The 18,350-nt window shown below is 64.3% G+C and carries 21 protein-coding genes; 6 read left to right on the top strand and 15 right to left on the bottom strand.

From position 1 onward, the window contains the following. The 8 genes from R3217_07725 to R3217_07690 all read right to left on the bottom strand — a co-directional run. Positions 1–782 (bottom strand): hypothetical protein (locus tag R3217_07725; GenBank protein MDX1455325.1); only part of this gene is annotated, 782 nt, incomplete at its 3' end. After that, a complete protein-coding gene (locus R3217_07720; protein MDX1455324.1) occupies positions 779–1,705 on the bottom strand; it encodes an AAA family ATPase in 927 nt (308 codons plus the stop codon). The genes R3217_07725 and R3217_07720, both read right to left, overlap by 4 nt. A gap of 7 nt (positions 1,706–1,712) precedes the next feature. Beyond that, positions 1,713–3,392, bottom strand: coding sequence for a pilus (MSHA type) biogenesis protein MshL (gene mshL, locus R3217_07715; GenBank protein ID MDX1455323.1), 1,680 nt, complete (start codon positions 3,390–3,392; stop codon positions 1,713–1,715). Next, positions 3,389–3,751 carry a hypothetical protein gene (locus tag R3217_07710; GenBank protein ID MDX1455322.1) on the bottom strand — a complete coding sequence of 121 codons (363 nt, stop codon included), beginning with the start codon at positions 3,749–3,751 and terminating at the stop codon, positions 3,389–3,391. Before R3217_07710 ends, mshL begins: the two co-directional genes overlap by 4 nt. A gap of 1 nt (position 3,752) precedes the next feature. Next, the gene (locus R3217_07705) at positions 3,753–4,424 is read right to left on the bottom strand and encodes a hypothetical protein (protein ID MDX1455321.1); all 672 of its coding nucleotides are present in this window, start codon (positions 4,422–4,424) and stop codon (positions 3,753–3,755) included. Then, entirely contained in the window at positions 4,424–5,032 is a 609-nt protein-coding gene (locus R3217_07700) for a hypothetical protein (protein MDX1455320.1), read from the bottom strand. The genes R3217_07705 and R3217_07700 overlap by 1 nt, the downstream gene beginning before the upstream one ends. Next, the gene (gene pilM / locus R3217_07695) at positions 5,029–5,958 is read right to left on the bottom strand and encodes a pilus assembly protein PilM (protein ID MDX1455319.1); all 930 of its coding nucleotides are present in this window, start codon (positions 5,956–5,958) and stop codon (positions 5,029–5,031) included. The genes R3217_07700 and pilM overlap by 4 nt, the downstream gene beginning before the upstream one ends. Before the next feature lie 229 nt (positions 5,959–6,187). Then, complete coding sequence (locus R3217_07690) at positions 6,188–7,159, bottom strand: dihydroorotate dehydrogenase (GenBank protein ID MDX1455318.1); 972 nt, start codon at positions 7,157–7,159, stop codon at positions 6,188–6,190. Positions 7,160–7,201: 42 nt separating this feature from the next. Here R3217_07690 and R3217_07685 point away from each other — a divergent pair, with 42 nt between their 5' ends. Next, positions 7,202–7,666, top strand: a complete 465-nt coding sequence (locus R3217_07685; GenBank protein MDX1455317.1) for a tRNA (cytidine(34)-2'-O)-methyltransferase — start codon at positions 7,202–7,204, stop codon at positions 7,664–7,666. A gap of 3 nt (positions 7,667–7,669) precedes the next feature. Here R3217_07685 and R3217_07680 read toward each other — a convergent pair whose 3' ends face one another. From R3217_07680 to R3217_07665, 4 genes are read right to left on the bottom strand one after another with little or no spacing between them, the layout of a single operon-like run. Beyond that, complete coding sequence (locus tag R3217_07680; GenBank protein ID MDX1455316.1) at positions 7,670–8,686, bottom strand: NAD(P)H-dependent glycerol-3-phosphate dehydrogenase; 1,017 nt, start codon at positions 8,684–8,686, stop codon at positions 7,670–7,672. Between the two features lie 46 nt (positions 8,687–8,732). Further along, the gene (gene secB, locus R3217_07675) at positions 8,733–9,221 is read right to left on the bottom strand and encodes a protein-export chaperone SecB (GenBank protein MDX1455315.1); all 489 of its coding nucleotides are present in this window, start codon (positions 9,219–9,221) and stop codon (positions 8,733–8,735) included. After that, entirely contained in the window at positions 9,218–9,484 is a 267-nt protein-coding gene (grxC, locus tag R3217_07670) for a glutaredoxin 3 (GenBank protein MDX1455314.1), read from the bottom strand. Before grxC ends, secB begins: the two co-directional genes overlap by 4 nt. A 5-nt stretch (positions 9,485–9,489) precedes the next feature. Beyond that, positions 9,490–9,912, bottom strand: coding sequence for a rhodanese-like domain-containing protein (locus tag R3217_07665; protein ID MDX1455313.1), 423 nt, complete (start codon positions 9,910–9,912; stop codon positions 9,490–9,492). A 145-nt stretch (positions 9,913–10,057) separates the two neighbouring features. Between R3217_07665 and gpmI the strand changes: the two genes are divergently transcribed. From gpmI to R3217_07640, 5 genes are read left to right on the top strand one after another with little or no spacing between them, the layout of a single operon-like run. Then, the gene (gene gpmI, locus R3217_07660; protein ID MDX1455312.1) at positions 10,058–11,626 is read left to right on the top strand and encodes a 2,3-bisphosphoglycerate-independent phosphoglycerate mutase; all 1,569 of its coding nucleotides are present in this window, start codon (positions 10,058–10,060) and stop codon (positions 11,624–11,626) included. Between the two features lie 35 nt (positions 11,627–11,661). Then, positions 11,662–12,783 carry a peptidoglycan DD-metalloendopeptidase family protein gene (locus tag R3217_07655; protein ID MDX1455311.1) on the top strand — a complete coding sequence of 374 codons (1,122 nt, stop codon included), beginning with the start codon at positions 11,662–11,664 and terminating at the stop codon, positions 12,781–12,783. Positions 12,784–12,830: 47 nt separating this feature from the next. Continuing rightward, complete coding sequence (locus tag R3217_07650) at positions 12,831–14,129, top strand: S41 family peptidase (protein MDX1455310.1); 1,299 nt, start codon at positions 12,831–12,833, stop codon at positions 14,127–14,129. A gap of 2 nt (positions 14,130–14,131) precedes the next feature. Further along, positions 14,132–14,950 carry a divergent polysaccharide deacetylase family protein gene (locus R3217_07645; GenBank protein MDX1455309.1) on the top strand — a complete coding sequence of 273 codons (819 nt, stop codon included), beginning with the start codon at positions 14,132–14,134 and terminating at the stop codon, positions 14,948–14,950. Further along, positions 14,922–15,467, top strand: a complete 546-nt coding sequence (locus R3217_07640) for a DJ-1/PfpI family protein (protein MDX1455308.1) — start codon at positions 14,922–14,924, stop codon at positions 15,465–15,467. Before R3217_07645 ends, R3217_07640 begins: the two co-directional genes overlap by 29 nt. A 7-nt stretch (positions 15,468–15,474) precedes the next feature. On the opposite strand, the gene ubiB is transcribed toward R3217_07640, so the two are convergent. The 3 genes from ubiB to R3217_07625 form a co-directional block, all read right to left on the bottom strand. Continuing rightward, on the bottom strand, positions 15,475–17,118 hold the full coding sequence (gene ubiB / locus R3217_07635; GenBank protein ID MDX1455307.1) for a ubiquinone biosynthesis regulatory protein kinase UbiB: 1,644 nt from the start codon (positions 17,116–17,118) through the stop codon (positions 15,475–15,477). Then, complete coding sequence (locus tag R3217_07630) at positions 17,115–17,747, bottom strand: SCP2 sterol-binding domain-containing protein (protein ID MDX1455306.1); 633 nt, start codon at positions 17,745–17,747, stop codon at positions 17,115–17,117. The genes ubiB and R3217_07630 overlap by 4 nt, the downstream gene beginning before the upstream one ends. Positions 17,748–17,765: 18 nt before the next feature. Next, positions 17,766–18,350, bottom strand: a 585-nt coding sequence (locus R3217_07625) for a class I SAM-dependent methyltransferase (protein ID MDX1455305.1), incomplete at its 5' end; no start/stop codon positions are given.

Raw genomic sequence — 18,350 nt, 5'->3', positions numbered from 1 at the left:
TGCTGGAGATCACCCCGGGCGAGCAGGTCGCGCGCCATCAGCTTGGCAAAGGTGGTCGGGCGGCTGGCCACTGCCAGCCCGTCGCGCAGCACGCCCTCGGCTTCGGCGAGGCGCCCCTGTCGGCGGTAAGCGACGTACAGCGCTTCCCGTGCCGCATCGTTGTCTTCGAGCACCGCGAGCCCGTTGCGCAGGTTACGCGTTGCCGTGTCCAGCTGGCCGCGCGACAGCGCACGCAGGCCGGTGTCGATCTGCTGTTGCGCCGCTGCCTGTGGATCGACAAATGCCGGGGCGACCTGCATGGTCCCGGGTTCCTCCGGATCCTGTGGCAGTGACTCCTGCGGTTGCGGCTCTGCTGGCGAAAGGGTCGACGGCGCGGCGTCCGGCTCGCTGCTGCTGGCTGCCCGTGTTGCCGTAGTCGCGGCGACAGCGGAGGTCGGCGCCGGTGCGCGGACAACGGCGGGTTGTCCGGTTTCGTCCTGCTCGGTTTCGGTCGTGCTGCTCACCGCTGGCGTCTCGGCCGGCGCCGCTTCGACGGCCTGTGTCTCGGCGACCACCGGGGCACTCACCTCGGGCGTGACCGCCAGCGTGGTGCTCGAGGTGGTCAGCGGCTCGTCGCTGGCCAGTGCCAGCCAGGCCAGCACCCCGCAGGCAACCAGCAGGATGCCCACCAGCAGCCATGGCAACAGCTCGCGGGCATTGCGCCGGCGCAGGGTGCCGCGGCCGGCGGTCGACGCCGGGTCGCGCTTTTCGAGATCCTCCAGCATGCGATTGATCAAGCTCATGGCAACGGCCAGCCTCCTCCATGGTAGTACCAGACGAAGCCCAGCAGCATGCCGGCCAGTGCGCCGCCCGCCGCCAGTGGCCACCAGTTGCGAACCCGCATGGCACCTTCCGTGTCCTCGATGGCAGGCGTTGCTTCCTGCCTGCCAATGGCGTCCAGGCCCCGGCCATAGGCCACCATCATGGCCTTGTGGCAGAGGATGTTCACCAGCCGAGGGGTACCGCGACTGGCGACAAAGATCTTTCTCAAGGCGGCCCGATCGAACAGCTGGGCGCCCCGGTAGCCCGCAATTCGCAGGCGGTGCCGGATGTACTCGTCCATGGCGTCGATATCCAGCGGGCGCAGCACGTAGCTGAAGGTGATGCGTTGTTTCAACTGCCGGATGTTGCGTTCGTTCAAGCGGCGGTCGAGTTCGGGCTGGCCGAACAGCACGACCTGCAGCAGCTTGCGCTTTTCGGTTTCCAGGTTGGTCAGCAGCCGCACCGCTTCCAGCGTGGCCGCCGGCAGTTCCTGTGCTTCGTCAAGAATCACGACCACCTGCTTGCCTTCGGTGGCCAGCTCGAGCAGGCGCCGGGTGATGGCGCGAACCACTTCGTTCTGCGTGGCACGGGTCGGCAGCTTGACCGACAGCTCGTCGGCGATCGCCTGGCGCATCGCGCCCGGCGAGAGGTGCGGGTTGGGGATGTAGGCAGTCACGAAGGGGTCGCCCAGTGAACGCAACAACTTGCGGCACACCAGGGTCTTGCCGAGGCCCACTTCGCCGGTCACCTTGATGAAGCCCTCGCCGGCCCGCAGTGCCACGAGCAGCGTGTCGAGCGCTTCCTGGTGGCTGCGATAGGCGTAAAAGAAACTCGTGTCCGGCGTCAGCGAAAAAGGTGTTTCGCCGAGGCCGAAGTGTTCCAGGTAGAGGGCGCCACCGGACATGCCTGCCTCAATTGTCGAAACGCGCGCGCGCTTCGCCGGCCACGGCTTCCCAGTCGGCATCATCGGTGATGACGATCGGGCGCAGCAGGATGATCAATTCACTCTTGATCTCGCGCTCGCGAGTGTGACGGAACAGGTGGCCAAGCACCGGAATGTCCTTGAGCAGGGGCACGCCGGCCTCGTCGGTGGTGGTCGATGATTTCATCAGTCCGCCGATGACGACGATCTGGCCGTTGCGGGCGCGGATCACGCTGTCGGATTCGCGAACGGTGCTGAAGGCCAGTGGCAGCTGGCCGGCATCCTCGCCGAGGGTGATGCTCTTGCGCTGATCGGTCACTTCGCTGACCGACGGGTGGATGTGCAGGATGACATCACCACTGGCGCTGATCTGCGGGGTCACGTCGAGCGCGATACCCGAGAAGAACGGCGTCAGTTGCACGGTGCTGTTGGTGTTCGTTGCCGTACCGGTCGTGGTGTTGCTCTGGATGCCGGTGACGAAGAATTCGTCGGAACCGACCTTGATGACGGCCTTCTGGTTGTTGACGGTCGACACGCGAGGGCTGGACAGGACTTTCGCATCACCCTGTGTTTCCAGGACCTCGATGAAGGCGCTGAAGTCGTCACTGTTCACCGCCAGTCCGAACACGCCCCCGAACAGCGAGGTCGGCAACGAGGTGATCGGCGCACCACCGGGTTCGAGCGTTACCTGCTGGCCATTCAATGCAGAAGCCCCGCTGTCGAAAAGATCGCTGGCGCCGACCATGCCGCCGAGTGCGGTGGTCGAGCTGCCCTGGTCGAGAGCCGCCCAGTTGATCCCCGACTGGAAGCCTTCGCTCAGTTCGACTTCGATGATTCTTGCTTCCAGCACGACCTGCCGCTGGGCACTGTCCTGGATGCTGGCCAGGTACTCGGCCACATGGCGATGCTCGTCCGGCATGGCGCGCACGAGAATCACGCCGGTCTGGGCATTGATCACGACCCTGCGGTCGGAGGCGTCACCAATGATCGACTGCAAGGCGCTTTCCAGCTCCTGCCAGAAGTCGCTGCTGCCCTCGGTTTCGATCTTGGTGCTCGGCCGTACCTGGACCTGTGACCCGCCATTGCGGAACACGCCGGAATTCGACTGGCCTTCGCTGTCGTCACTGCCACCCGCCAGCTGTCCCGACGACACGCGGGTCTCGGTCTTGCCGCCGCGCGTGAGATTCAGGTAGTCGACATTGTAAATGCGACTCTGCATCGTCGCCGGCAACACCATGAAGCCCTGTCTCGATGCACGGTAATCGAAACCGTAGAGATCGCGGGTGATCGTCATGACCTCGGCGACAGTCACGTTCTTCAGGGTCAGGGAAATGCTGCCGCGGACATCGGGATGCACCACCATGTTGTAGTCCGTGCCCTTGACCAGGCCCATGAAGAAGTCCCGTGCCGCGATGCGATCCGCATTGACGTCGAAGCGAGGTTCGACATCAGCGGCAGCAAAGCGATACGCCGGCTCGGCCGCGGGCACCATGTCCGCGGCGACCGCCGTGGCCGAAGCACCATCGGTGGCGTCATTGCGCAAGGAGTCCGAAATGTCGGCATCGGTGTCGATGCGGCCGCCGGATGTTCCGGCACAGCCGGCGATGGCCAGGGACAGTGCCGCTGCGAACAGCGACTGCGCAAACAATTTTCTGGGCGAGTGGTTCATCGTTGCTCCGCCTGCGTCTTGATTCTCGTGTCAGTCAGTCCGAGGCGACGACGCTGGCCGTCCACCTCGATGATTACTTCGTATGCCTCGATGGCGACCACGCGGGCGGCCCCCAGTGCTTCACCCTCTTCCAGGCTGCGGCCATTGATCACGGCGACACGCCGCTCGGGCGAGACCACGATCGATTGCACGCGGTAGCTGACGCGCCGAGGCTGGTCCGCACTGCTGTCGCTCGCCAGGCTGCTGGGGCGCATCGGATCGCCGATGGCCGCCGGCTCGCCGGCAGTCGCAGCAAAAGTGCCGATCATGCCGAGGATGCAGAGCCTGAAAAACTGGCGATGGAGTGTCGGTAGTGTCATGTCAGGCACCTATCCAGTCTTCGCTGAGGCTCAGCGTATAGACCCGCAAAACGATGTCGTTTGTCGGGTAGCGATCCGTCTCGATCCGGACTGCTTCCCAGAAGAAATCGGAATCCATGGCTTCCAGCGCCCTGACATAACCGAGGAAGTCGAGGTAACTGCCGCGCAAGCGCATTTCCAGGCCATGGCGGTAGATCCCCAGACTGCTGTCGGCGTCTATTTCCGCATCAACTCCGGTGCCGAGGAACAGCGCCTCGGCTTCCAGGCTCTCGATCCGAACCAGTTCGAGGCCTTGCTGCTTGCGCAAGACCGACTCCAGGACGCTGGCCATGTCCTGCGGCGAAACGACCTTGGCGGTACGTTCGGCAAGTCGTTCGTCGAGAATCACGCGGGCTTTGCCGAGTTCCTCGAGTTCGGCGCGCATCCGTGCATTCGGATCGACCGACTGGTTGGTCAGGATCTGCTGCAGCCGCTGCGACGAGGCAACCAGGCGTTGTTGCAGCAGGGCGCGCTCGTTGGCAATGCGCGTGCTCTCGACGTTCAGTGGTTGCAGGAGAAACACGTCCCAGGCCAGGAAGATGACAGCAACCAGGCCGACGAACACCGCGGCCCGTTCGCGCAGCGTCAGGCCGTCGATCCGGTCAGCAAAAGCTTGCAGTCGCTTGTTGGCCATCAGTTCTCGTCCTCCGGCCAGTTGCTGGCAATGTGAAAATCGACCGCACCCCGGATGTCCTCGCTGCGCGACATCTGCAGTCGCCGGAACCCGCGATCGCGGAAACCATCTTCTTCGCCCAGCTTGCGCACCAGCTTGGGCACCAGGGCGGCGTCCCGGCTCACACCGGCAATTTCCATGTCCCGCCCGCCGTCAGCGACGGCAATGGCCGTCAGCCACAGGCCGCTGATGCGCTGCCGGCCGAAGCCTTCGAGGATGCTCGAAAAGCCCTCGTTTTCACTGAAGTCCGTGCCCTGGATGCGATCCAGGAGTTCGCGCTTGAGGGCGATCTCCTGCCGTGCAGCGGCCAGGCTGGCAGCCAGCGCGGGCTCTTCCTTGCGGTCACCGAGGGTGCGGGTCAGCGACACGATGCGTTGCGCGGTTTCCTGTTCCTGCTGCCGGAGATCGGCGAGCGACTCCCGGTCCTTGGCGGTCTGCCAGTAATCGACGCCCCAGATGAGCCCCATCAGTACGACAAAGCCCAGCACCAGGGTAGCGATCGTGCCGGACGAAAAGACCTTGCGCTGCCGTCGCAGGATCGGTTGGTAGAGGTTGATCTGCTGAGTCATAGCGCCAGCACCTCGTGACGCAGGGCCGCGCCGAGGGCGAGCACCTCGCCGCCATCCGCCAGCTGCCCGGCGCCATCGATGCGCTGTCCGATGTCGAGCGTCTTGACGGGCAAGTCGGTGCTTTCCGACAGGAATCCGGTCAGGCCGGGAATGGCTGCCGTGGTCGGTGTTACCACCAGCGCAGCCAGCGGGCCGATCGGAAAATGGCTGTCGTAGTAATCCAGCGAGCGCTGGATTTCGAGCTGTACCTGTTCTTCCAGCTGGGCCACGGCATCGGCATCGCTGGCCTCGCGGATGGCGCGGCTGCCGAATCCCCAGCGGCGGGTCAGGTAGAGCGTGCCGTTGCGGGACAGCGTGATCATGCTGCGATCCTCGTCCATGTGCAGCAGGGCAATGCCGTTCACCTCGTCGTCCGCCAGCATGGCCAGGTTGCGCAATGCCATTTCCGGAATGTCGACCGTCTCGAGCGTCAGGTGGGCATTCTCGAGAATCTCTGCAGCGTCCGAAATGCGGCTTGCCCGTGCGGCGACGGCATACATCATGCGGTTGCGATTCTGGTGGCGCTGGTCCGGGATTTCGAAGACATCGATGATGGCGTCATCAATGTGGAAATTGATCAGGTCCTTGAGTCGCCAGCGCACGGCGGAGCGCAGTTCCTCGGGGCGCACGTCCGGCGCCTCGACCAGCAACAGCTGGTAATCATCGAAATCCAGCAGGGCATTGACGGGGTAGCCGGAGGCTTCGCGATCAAGGTTGTCGCGCAACGCGAGCGCCAGGTCCTCGCCGTCGGGACGGTTGAACGAATGCAGCGACACGATTTGTGGCTTGGCGCGGCTTCGCGACAGGGTGACGGCATGCAGGGTACGCTCGCGAAACACCAGCGCGGTCATGCCGTCAGATTTCAGTTTCTTGCTAAAAAGGCCCAATGCGATCCCCCCAGTATTCGCACCAGCACGCCAATCCGGGCATGGCGCCAGATAGCGGAATTATGCGCCGCAATTAAACATAATGCACTACGCGACCCTAGTATGAATCTTTTTATACCAAAATGCACATTAATGCTTTCATTTTAGGAGCTTAAGTCGAGATTTTCAGGCCCAATCGAGAAATTGCTCCTGGGCGGGTCCAATTGTCTCCGGACAGCGGCGGTGAACCCTAGATGCAGCCCGCCATGGGGTGGCGGCCGCCCTCCAGCGTGCCGACCAGTTCGCCGACCGATCCGAGCTGGTGGCGTTGCAGGTAGTCGGCAATGCCGCGGTTGATTTTCGGGCAGATCAGCGGGTCGTAGAACAGTGCGGTGCCAATGCCCACGGCGCTGGCACCGGCGATAATGAAGGCCAGCGCATCCTCGGTCGAGGTAATGCCGCCCTGGCCAATGATGGGAATGTTGTGCGGTGCGGCAACCTGGTGTACCTGCCAGGTCTTCAGCAGGGCAATGGGCTTGATCGCCGGCCCTGACAGGCCTCCCTGGATGTTACCAATGACAGCTTCGCGCTTCTCGACATCAACGGCCATGCCCATCAGGGTGTTGATGACGGCAAAGGCGTCAGTCCCGGCCTCGATGCAGCGGCGGGCATTTTCCTGGATGTCGGTCTGGTTGGGCGACAGCTTGGTGATCAGCGGTTTGCGGGTCACCGCCCGGATGGCGTCGACCACGCGCGCCGACATCTCGGGGTCGTTGCCAAAAGCCACGCCGCCTTCCTTGACGTTGGGGCAGGAAATGTTGATCTCGATGGCATCGATCGGCGAGTCCTCGAAGCGTTCGGCGACACGCACGTACTCTTCGATGGTCGAGCCCGAGACATTGGCAATGAAGCGGGTTTCGTCGAAATCCAGCGTCGGCAGGATGTTGTCCACGACATGATCGACGCCAGGGTTCTGCAGGCCGATGGCATTGATCATGCCCATCGGCGTCTCGGTAATGCGGTGCGGGGCGTTGCCGAGACGGGCATCGCCGGTCGTGCCCTTCAGGCAGATGGCCCCGACATCGCGATTCGAGAAACCTTCGACCCGCGTATACTCCTCTCCGAACCCGACGCAGCCGGACAGCAGCACGATCGGCGAATCGAAACGCATGCCGCAGAAGTCGAGTCCGATGGCGGGTGTGTCGATCGCAGCGTCAGTCATGGTTCATCGAGTTCCTGATTCTGGTGGCCCGGCGAGGACCCTATGTTCAAGGTGATACTTTACCAGCCCGAAATCCCGCCCAACACGGGCAACATCATCCGGCTGTGCGCCAACAGTGGCGCCGAACTGCATCTCATCGAGCCGCTCGGTTTCGAACTCGACGAGCCGCGCCTGCGACGGGCCGGGCTCGATTACCACGAGTGGGCCGATGTGCGCGTGCATCCCTCGCTGGAGCAATGCCTGGCCGATCTTGGCCAGCCGCGCCTTTTTGCCTTTTCCAGTCATGCCCGGCATTCGCCTTTCGATGTCAGCTTCGAGCCGGACGATGCCTTGCTGTTCGGCCCCGAGACTCGTGGCCTGCCTGTCGAACTGCGCGAGTCCATGCCAGCGGAGCGCTTGCTGCGCCTGCCAATGCGTCCCGGCAATCGCAGCCTGAATCTCTCCAATGCCGTTGCCGTGGCCGTTTACGAAGCCTGGCGGCAGTGCGGTTTCGAGGGCAGCGCCTGAGCGCTACTCGGTTTCCTGCTTGCGCTCGCGCTCCAGCAGGGCACCCACGGCCTCGCGGGGCGCCAGCTTGCCGGCCAGCACCTGGTGAATCGTTTCCGTGATCGGCATGTAGACGTCGAGTCGACGGGCCAGGGTGACCGTGGCTTCGGCGGCCGTCGCGCCCTCGACCACCTGGAAGATTTCCTTCTTGGCATCGTCCTGCGACTTGCCCTCGGCCAGCGCCAGGCCGAAGCGGCGGTTGCGTGACTGGTTGTCGGTGCAGGTCAGTACCAGGTCACCCATGCCGGCCAGCCCCAGGAAGGTTTCGGTCTGCGCGCCCAGCGCCACGCCGAGCCGGGTAATCTCGGCCAGGCCGCGCGTGATCAGTGCCACGCGGGCATTGGCGCCGAATCCCAGGCCATCCGAGAGGCCGGCGCCGATGGCAATCACGTTCTTGACCGCGCCACCGACTTCCACGCCAACCATGTCGTTGGAGGTATAGGCCCGGAAGAACTCGCCATGCAGCGCGTCAGCAAAGAAGTTTGCAAAGGTCTCGTCGCCTGCCACGGTTATCGCGGTCGGCATGCCCTGGCCGACTTCCTTGGCAAACGTCGGTCCGGACAGCACTGCCATCGGCAGGTCGCCAAGGCATTCGCCCACCACCTCGTGCGCCAGCTTGCCCGAGCCACCTTCGAAACCCTTGGTCGCCCAGGCGAGCCGGGTCGGTCGGTGTCCGCAGGCGGCCACTTTTTCGAGCAGATCACGCAGGGCATGACTGGGCACGACGACCAGCACGTCTTCGGCCAGCGACAGCGCCTTGTCGAGATCGGCTTCGACCTCGAGGGTGTCGGGGAAAGGGCAGTCGGGCAGGAAAAGGGCATTGACCCGGTCGACCCGCATTTTTTCGATCAGGTCGGTTTCGCGCCCCCAGAGATGAACCGATCGGCCGGAGCGTGCCAGCTGGATGGCCAGCGCCGTACCCCAGGAGCCGGCGCCGAGTACGGTGATCGGCGTGTTGTTGTTCTGTGCCACGCTGTTCATGCGCTTCCCCGCTTCGGTGATGTGGCCAGCTTAACCGCAATCCACCTCAGGCGTTACCTTGCACCTGGCTTTCCTGCTGCTGTTGCTGGCGGCGATAGAGCTGCTCGAAATTGATGGGCTGCAGCAGCAGCTGCGGGAAACCGCCCTTGCTGACCAGCGCGTTGATTTCCTCGCGGGCGAAGGGAAACAGGTTGTCCGGGCAGATGATGCCAAGCAGGCGCGAGGCTTCCTCGGCTTCGAAACCCTCGATATGGAACAGGCCGGACTGCTCGACCTCGGTAATGAACGCGACCTTGTCCTGCTGCCTGGCTTCCACCGTCAGCTTCAACACCACCTCGTAGGTCGGGCCATCCACCTGGCGGGCACGGTTGCTGATATTGACGTTCAGCTCGGGCTGCCACTTGCCCTTGAAGATTTCCGGTGCTGCCGGCGATTCGAAGGAGGCGTCACGCAGGTAGATCTTCTGCAGTGCAAAGCGTCGCCCCGAACCGGCGTCGCCCTCGTCCCCCGCTGGCGTGCTGGTTTCGTCGTTCACTGCCTTGTTTCCTCGTCAGTACCCAGCAGCTCGTCGAGCCTGCCGCTGGCATCAAGCTGGCGGAGTTCGCTGAAACCGCCAATCGGTCGACCATGGATGAAAATTTGCGGCACGGTCCGCTGGCCACCCCGCTCGATCATTTCATGCCGGCGCTCCGGCTCCTTGTCGACGCGGATTTCCTCGAACTCGAGACCGCGAGTCTGGAGCAGCATCTTGGCGTGCACGCAGTAACCACAGAACTGGCTGGAATAGACTTCGATCATGCTGCTCACTCCTTGCCGCTGACAACCGGCAGGTTCTCCCGCTGCCAGCCACCGATACCGCCTGCCAGGTTGTAGACCTCGGCCAGGCCGGCCTGGCGCAGCTGCCCGGCCACGCGCGCACTCGACATGCCGGCGTCGCAGTACAGCAGCACGGGCTTGTCCTGCGGCAGCTGCTCGGCACGCTCCGCCACCTCGCCGGAGGGAATGTGGCGAGCGCCCAGCAGGTGCGCCCGCTCGAACGCCTCCTGGCTGCGCACGTCGACCACCGTGGCACCGCGGTTCATCAGCATGACCGCGGCCTGCGGCCCCAGCGACAGGCTGGCCGCGCCCAGGCGGCGAAATTCGTGGAACACGATCATCATCAGCAACAACAGGGCGGCGCTGGATAACCAGGGATAGCGCAACAGAAAATCGAGCAATTCGTTCATGCAACATCCTGCGATTCGAAAGCGATGGCGGCCCGCGGGCCGTTGACGGTCGCGCATTATAACAGGGGGCGAAATGCCGTGGGCGAACGGGTAAAATCAGCCGCCCGTAAGGAATCAATTCTCGCCAACCACGGAATGCCAACGCATGAGCCAGGATCAGACATCTTCCGCCACCCGCCCACGCCCCGTACTGCTGGCCATTTTCGACGGCTGGGGGCACAGCGATGCCATCGAGCACAACGCCATCCAGGCCGCGGACACGCCGCAGTGGGATCGCCTGCGCAAGCAGCACCCGCTGACCACCGTCGACACCTCGGGCATTTCCGTGGGCCTGCCCTCGGGGCAGATGGGCAACAGCGAGGTCGGCCACCTGAACCTCGGTGCCGGTCGCGTGATCTACCAGGAGATCACCCGCATCTCCAAGGCCATCGAGGACGGCGAGTTCGAGCGCAACCGGGAATTGCTGAACGCGATCACCGCTGCGAAGGAGAGCAAGGGCGCGTTGCACCTGGCGGGCCTGCTGTCACCCGGTGGCGTGCACAGCCTGGACGAGCACCTGTTTGCCATGGTCCGGCTGGCCGCGAAGCACGGAGTGAATTGCTACGTGCACGCCATCCTGGATGGTCGTGACATGCCGCCGCGCAGCGCGCGAGAGACGCTGGAGAAACTCGACACCCTGTTTGCGGAACTGCGCAGTGACCACTTCGATGGCGGCATTGCCTCGCTGGTGGGTCGCTACTTCGCCATGGATCGCGACCAGCGCTGGGAGCGCGTCGAAAAAGCCTACCGCCTGATCGCCGACGGCAAGGCGGAGTTCGCGGCCGAGACGGCCGTCGCCGGGCTCGATGCCGCCTATGACCGTGATGAAAACGACGAGTTCGTGCAGCCGACGACCATTGGCGCGGCGCCGCGACACCTGGCGGACGGGGATGCCGTTATCTTCATGAACTTTCGCGCCGACCGCGCGCGAGAGATCACCCAGGCCCTGGCACTCGATGATTTCGAAGGCTTCAACCGTGGCGATCGACCGCGCCTGTCGAGCTACGTCTGCCTGACCGAGTACCGGGCCGACTTCGGGTTGCCGGTCGCCTTCCCGCCGGTCCGACCGAGAAACGTGCTGGGCGAGTACGTCAGCGACCTCGGCCTGAAGCAGTTGCGCATTGCCGAGACCGAGAAATACGCCCACGTCACATTCTTCTTCAATGGCGGCGAGGAAAAGCCCTTTCCCGGCGAGGATCGCGAGCTGATTCCCTCGCCCAAGGTCGCAACCTACGACCTGCAACCGGAAATGGCCGCGCCGGAGCTGACCGAATTGCTGGTCGGCGCCATCGAGTCCGGCAAATACGACCTGATCATCTGCAATTACGCCAATGCCGACATGGTTGGCCATACCGGCAATTTCGACGCCGCGGTAAAGGCCATCGAGGCACTGGACACCTGCCTCGGGCGGGTGGCCAATGCCATCGAAGCGGCCGGCGGCGAAATGCTGATGACTGCCGACCACGGCAATGCCGAGCAGATGTACGACCCGGCCACCGGCCAGGCGCACACCGCGCACACCACCAACCTGGTGCCCTTGCTCTACCTGGGCCGGCCCGCCAGCCTGGTCGAGGGCGGAGCGCTGTCCGACCTGGCGCCAACCCTGTTGACCCTGATGGGCCAGGCCATCCCGCCAGAGATGACCGGCACGTCCCTGGTCAAGCTGGACAGCTGATCTTGGACTGGCGCCGGCGCTGTTGTCTCCCGCTGATGTTGCTGGCGGCTGCGGCCGGTGCCGGCGAGGAACCGGACACGCGCGAAAAGCAGGCCGAGCTGGAGGCGCTGCGCGCCGAGATCCAGGCGGTGCAGCAGCAACTGGCCCGTGATCTTGGCCAGCGCGACCAGCTGACCGGCGAGCTCCGCATGGCGGAGCGCGAGCTGGCGGCGGCGGCCAGCGCCCTGCGCGAAGTGAACATCCAGATCGACTTCAAACAGGATCGCCTGTCCGAGCTCGAAGCCGAGCAACGGGCCCGGCGCGCCCGTCTTGGCAGTGAACGCGAGGCCCTGGCAACGCAGGTGCGGGCAGCCTACCTGGCGGGTCGCGAGGAAAAGATGAAGCTGCTGCTCAACCAGCAGGATCCGGCAACATTCGGCCGCGTGCTCGTCTACTACGATTACCTCAACCGCGAACGTACCGAGCGCATCGAAACCGTGCTGGAACAACTGACCCGCCTGGTCGAGCTGGAGAGCGAGATTGCCGCGGAAGTGGCAGATCTTGCGCGGGTTCGCGAGCAGCGTGCGGAGCTGCTGCAGCGCCTGGAGGCATCGCGAGACCAGCGCGCCACCGTGCTCGCTTCGCTGGAGCAGTCCATTCGCACGCGCAACGCGGAGCTGGATGCCTTGCAGCGCGACGAGAAGGCGCTGGCCGACCTGGTGGCGTCACTGCTGGACGTGTTTGCCGACATCCCGGACCGGCTCAGCGACCAGGTTGCATTCAACAGCCTGCGCGGCAAGCTGTCCTGGCCTGCCGATGGTCGACTGGTGGCCCGCTTCGGACAGCCGCGTGCCGAGGGGCGCATGCGCTGGAATGGCATGATGATTGCCGCCGAACCGGGCACCCCGGTGCGCGCGGTGTCGCACGGCCGGGTGGCCTATGCCGACTGGTTGCCGCATTACGGCCTGTTGCTCATTCTCGAGCATGGCGACGGCTACCTCAGTCTCTACGGCCACAACCAGACGCTTTACAAGGAAGTCGGCGATTGGGTCGTGCCGGGCGAAATCGTCGCGGCGATGGGCGATTCCGGTGGCCAGCAGCGCGCCGCACTGTACTTCGAAATCCGACACAACAAGGATGTGCAGGATCCGGCGCGTTGGCTGAGTTCGCGACGCTGAGCCATACTCGTAACGCGCAGACCACCCAGGCCGAGAGGGGCGACTCCATGGGCAAGCAGCTTTTCATCGCAGCAACCGCACTGCTCTTGTTGCCAGCCGTCATGGCAGCACCGCAGGCGGCCGGGGAGCCTCCGCAAAGCGCCACGGCCGCCGAGACCGATGCCATGCTGCTGGATGTGCTGGCACGCATTCGCCAGGATTATGCCGGCGAAGTCAGTGAAGCCGAACTGCGCCAGGCCGCGCTGCGCGCCATGCTCGACAAGCTGGACCCCCAATCACAGCTGCTGTCCCCCGATCGCTTCAAGACCGTGATGAATGCCGTCGAGTCACGTGACCAGGGTCTCGGACTCGATCTCGAGCGGCGCGCCAAGAGCTATGTCGTCATTGCGCCGATCGATGGCACGCCGGCGGCCGAGGCGGGCGTGGAACCTGGCGACCACCTGCTGGCCATCGACGGCGTGGCCGTTGATGACATGTCGCATGAGCAGGTGCTCGAAGGCCTGCGCGGCACGCCAGGTGACAGGGTCAAGTTGCTGATGCAGCGTGGCTTCAGCGCACCCGTGCTGCTGGAGCTCGAGCACGCCAGCTATCGCAAGCTGCCGGTGACCGGCACCGACATGGGTGACGGTTACCACTACCTCCGCCTGGCATTCTTCAGCACCGACCTGCTGCGCCACCTGCGTGATCATTTCCAACGGATCGAAGCCAGTGACCCCGCCCCGAAAGGCCTGGTGATCGACCTTCGCAACAATCCCGGCGGCATTATCGATGCCGCGATCGAGAGCGCCGACCTGCTGCTGGGCGAGGGTGTCATTACCCGCACGATTTCGCGCAAGCAGGATTTCGACCGGACCGTCATGGCAACGCCGGGCGCGCAGCTTGCCGGCGTGCCGATCATCGTGCTGATCAATCGCGGTACGGCGTCCGCTGCCGAGCTGTTTGCCGCCGCCTTGCAGGGCAACCGCCGTGCGGTGCTGCAGGGCACGGCGACCTTCGGCAAGGGTTCGATGCAGGAGATCGTACCGCTGGCCTCGGGAGAGGCCTTGCGCCTGACCATTGCGTACTATGCGACGCCGGCCGGCATACCCATTGATGGCCAGGGCCTGGCCCCCGACCTGCTGGTGCATGACCGGGGCGCGACCCGCGACCTGCAGGCCACGGCCATGTCACGTTCCATCCTGCCGGGACTGATATCCGGCCAGGAATGGGCCTTCAAGGGGCGTGCCACCATGGTGGAGAATCCCGCCCCGCCCCTGACCCCGGAGACCGACCCGGCGGTGCAACAGGCCATCAACACCTTGAAGGGCCGGCGCCTGCTGTCCGGCTTCGAGCTGGCACCGGAGTGAGCGTGCGCGCCCTGGCCTGGTTGAGCCTGCTGCTGATTCCGGTCTGCACTGCCGGACCCGCAGCGCCGCTGCCGACCGGCGCGGTGCCGAAACTCGCCATCATCATCGATGACATCGGACCGCGTTACCGTGAAAGCCTCGCCGCGACCGACCTGCCCGGCAAGCTGACCCTGGCCTTGCTGCCCCAGCAGCCAAACGCTGCCAGGCTGGCCGAGCGAGCAGCGCGCAATGGCAAGGAAATCATGTTGCACCTGCCGCTGGAAGCCAGCAACGGCAAGGCGCTGGGACCGGGCGGCATCACCCTGCACATGGGCGAAAACGAATTCCGGCAGCGCGTCCGCGACAATCTCGCTTCCATTCCCCACGTTCGCGGCGTCAACAATCACATGGGCTCCCTGCTGACCCGGCATCCCGGCGCGATGACCTGGCTGATGGACGAGTTGCGGCAGGCCGGCAATGTCTACTTCATCGATTCGCGCACCGACCACCGGACCGTTGCCTTGCGGATGGCCGCCGAGGCCGGCTTGCCGCGCGCCGAACGTGATCTCTTTCTTGATAACGTGCAGGACTCGACAGCGATCAGGGCCGAGCTCGAGCGCGCCGTGATGCTGGCGAAAGCACAAGGCCAGGCCGTCGCCATCGCACATCCCTATCCCGAGACACTGCTTGTTTTCCAGCAGGAGCTGGCAGACTTTCGAAGCCGGCATGGCGTGGAGCTGGTGCTGGTCAGCGAGCTGCTGGCGGCGTCGACCGCGGCCATGACCACCACTGCCGAATTCGAGGAGGTGCCCGATGGCGAGCGTACTCGTTCCCCTCGCTGAGGGATTTGAAGAGATCGAAGCCACCACGGTAATCGACCTGCTGCGGCGCGCCGGCGTCGACGTCGACACGGCGGCGCTCGACCAGCGGCTTGTCACCGGCAGCCGCGGCATTCCGGTCCAGGCAGACTGCCTGCTGGACCAGGCATTGCAGCGTGATTACGACATGATCGCCCTGCCGGGCGGCCAGCCTGGCAGCGACAATCTCGCGGCGGACCGGCGCATCATCGAGCTGCTGCAGAACATGGCGGGGGCGGGAAAGCACGTGGCGGCAATCTGCGCGGCACCGAAGGTCCTGCATGCGGCCGGGTTGCTGGCCGGCAGGAATGCGACCGCCTTTCCCGGCGCGCTGGAACAGGCGGATGACGTGACCGTGCTGGATGATGTCATCGTGCGGGATGGCAGGGTACTGACCTCCCGCGGACCGGGCACCGCGATGGACTTCGCGCTTTGCCTCGTGGAAACGCTGTGTGGTCGGGAAAAGCGGGACGAGGTGGAGTCACGACTGCAACGGCCGTGATCGACCCTTACTTGCGGAAATAACCCGCCAGCAGGCCGAGCACGCCAGTTCCCATCACCGCCGCGCCGCCCCAGGTCGGCAGGAATCCCGACACCAGGAACAGGCTGCCGGCAATCACCAGGCTGCCACCGCCGACCAGCAAGGCCGTGGTCTTGCGGCGCTTCTCCAGCTCCAGGCGCAGCGCATCCAGTTCCGGGTTGTGCCAGCGGATTTCAAGCTCGCCCTCCAGTGCCTTGTTCACCAGTCGGCTGATGTTCAACGGCATGTCGCGCACCGCCGCGGACAGCTCCGGGAACTCGCGCTTCAATTCCTTGAAGTAATGGCGGAAGCCGAGCTGTTCCTTCATCCAGTTCTCGAGGAAAGGCTTGGCGGTCTTCCACAGGTCCAGGTCGGGATAGAGATCGCGACCGAGTCCTTCGATGTTCAGCAAGGTCTTCTGCAACAGCACCAGTTGCGGCTGCACTTCCATGTTGAAACGTCGCGCTGTCTGGAACAGGCGCAGCAACAACTGGCCGAAGGAAATCTCCTTCAGCGGCTTGTTGAAGATCGGCTCGCAGACCGTCCGGATGGCCGACTCGAATTCATCGACCCGCGTGCCTTCCGGCACCCAGCCGGATTCGACATGCAGTTCGGCAACACGACGGTAATCGCGATTGAAGAAGGCGATGAAATTCTCGGCGAGATAGTGCTGGTCGCGCGGCGCCAGCGTACCGACGATGCCGAAATCGACGGCAATGTACTTCGGCTGCTTCGGATCGGAGATGTCGACAAAGATGTTGCCCGGGTGCATGTCGGCATGGAAGAAATTGTGGCTGAACACCTGGGTGAAAAAGATCTCGACGCCACGTTCCGAAAGCACCTGCATGTCGGTGCCGGCGGCATGCAGTTCCTCGAGATTGCGGATCGGCACGCCATGGATGCGTTCCATCACCATCACGTTGCGGCGCGTGTGCTCCCAGTGCACTTCCGGCACGTACAGGAGGTCCGAACCTTCGAAATTGCGTTTCAGCTGCGCGGCGTTCGCGCCTTCGCGCATCAGGTCCAGCTCGTCGAAAATGGTCTTCTCGTATTCCGCGACGACTTCCACCGGCCGCAGGCGCTTGCCGTCGGCCCAGTAGCGCTGCGCCAACCGGGCAATGAGGTAGAGCACCTCGATATCCTGGCGGATGATGCGCTCGACCCCTGGACGCAGGACCTTGACCACCACGTCTTCACCGCTCAGCAGCTCGGCCTTGTGCACCTGGGCGATGGAGGCCGAGGCCAGTGGCGTGGTATCGAATTCCGCGAACACCTTGGCGGTCGGTTCGCCCAGTGCCTTTTCGACCATGCGCCGGGCATCGGCACCGTCGAAGGGCGGCACCTTGTCCTGCAGCAGGGCCAGTTCGTTGGCGATGTCGTGCGGCAGCAGGTCGCGACGCGTCGACAGCATCTGGCCGAACTTGACGAAGATCGGTCCCAGGTCCTCCAGCGCCAGGCGGATGCGCGCACCGCGCGGCAGCGAGGTATCGCGGAACCAGGTCCAGGGCGCGAGGTACAGCAGGAAACGGAAGGGGCGCAGGATGTGGATGGTGAAGATGATTTCATCCAGGCCACGGCGCGACAGCACCCAGTTGATGCGGAACAGGCGAAGCAGTTGCCTGAGCGAATTCATGACCGGTCTCCAACCACGTTGATACCGGCCTGCGCCAGCTTGCGAAACAGTCGTTGCTGGCGCGCTTCGAGGCGATCCACCGCCATGCGGACGTCGTCGACCGCGCCCAGGAACTCGTTCACTTCGCTCCGGCGCGGCAGCGCCTCGGCTTCTTCCTGCAGGTACTCGCGCAGGTTGTCGCCGGCGCGTTGCGTCGACTGCCGTCCCCAGTCACGGAAACCGCGCAAGGCCTGGCCGACACGATGTGCCGCGGTGTCACCGACAAAACGCGACAGCTTTTCTTCCCAGTCGATATCCAGCGACATCAGCAGCTGCTGGAAATCGTGGCCGGTGGCGGCATCGCCCTCGATGCGCATGCCGCCCTTGCCGCGCTCCTTGTTCAGGTTCGCAAACAGCAGTCCGGGCACCGTGCCGCGCACCGTGACATCGGCGCCGCCATTCCACTGGTTCAGCACGTCGATGCGCCCGCCCTGCGGACGCAACCACAGCGGTGCATCGAACTCGGTGAACTCGATCGCCATCACCGCCCCGTCCAGTTTCTCGGCACGCGCGCGGGCTTCCTCGTTGTCATCGAGGGCGGCGTCGATGCTCATCTGCATCAGGGCAGTGAAAAGGCCGGGCAGTCTCATTTCAGTCTCAGGCGAATCTCAGAATTTAAGGCCGATGTGCAGGGCGACAATGCCGCCCGAGAGGTTGTGGTAGCTGACTTCGTCGAAGCCGGCTCCGAGCATCATGTCGCGCAGCGTGTCCTGGTCGGGAAACTTGCGAATGGATTCGGCCAGGTAGCGGTAGCTGGCTTCGTCGTTTGCCACCAGCTTGCCCATCAGCGGCAGCAATTTGAAGGAATACGCATCATATATGGTGTTCAAACCTGGCAGCACCGGCCTGGAAAACTCCAGCACCAGCAGGCGACCGCCCGGTTTCAGGACACGATGCATTTCGCGCAGCGCCTGGTCCTTGTCGGTGACATTGCGCAGGCCGAAACCGATCGTCACGCAGTGGAAGCGATGGTCGTCGAAGGGCAGTTCCTCGGCATTCGCTTCCACGAAGTCGACATTGCCGACCACGCCCTTGTCGACCAGTCGCCGCCGACCGTTTTCCAGCATGTTCGGGTTGATGTCGGACAGCACAACGAGGCCGTCCTTGCCGACCTGCTCGGCCATGCCGCGCGCCAGGTCGCCCGTGCCACCGGCAACGTCCAGCGCCTGCTGGCCGGGTTTCAAGGCCGTGCG

This window comes from Gammaproteobacteria bacterium (assembly GCA_033720895.1).
Classification (GTDB): Bacteria; Pseudomonadota; Gammaproteobacteria; order Natronospirales; family JAJUFS01; genus JAWWBS01.
This window is presented reverse-complemented; position numbering and strand designations above follow the sequence as displayed.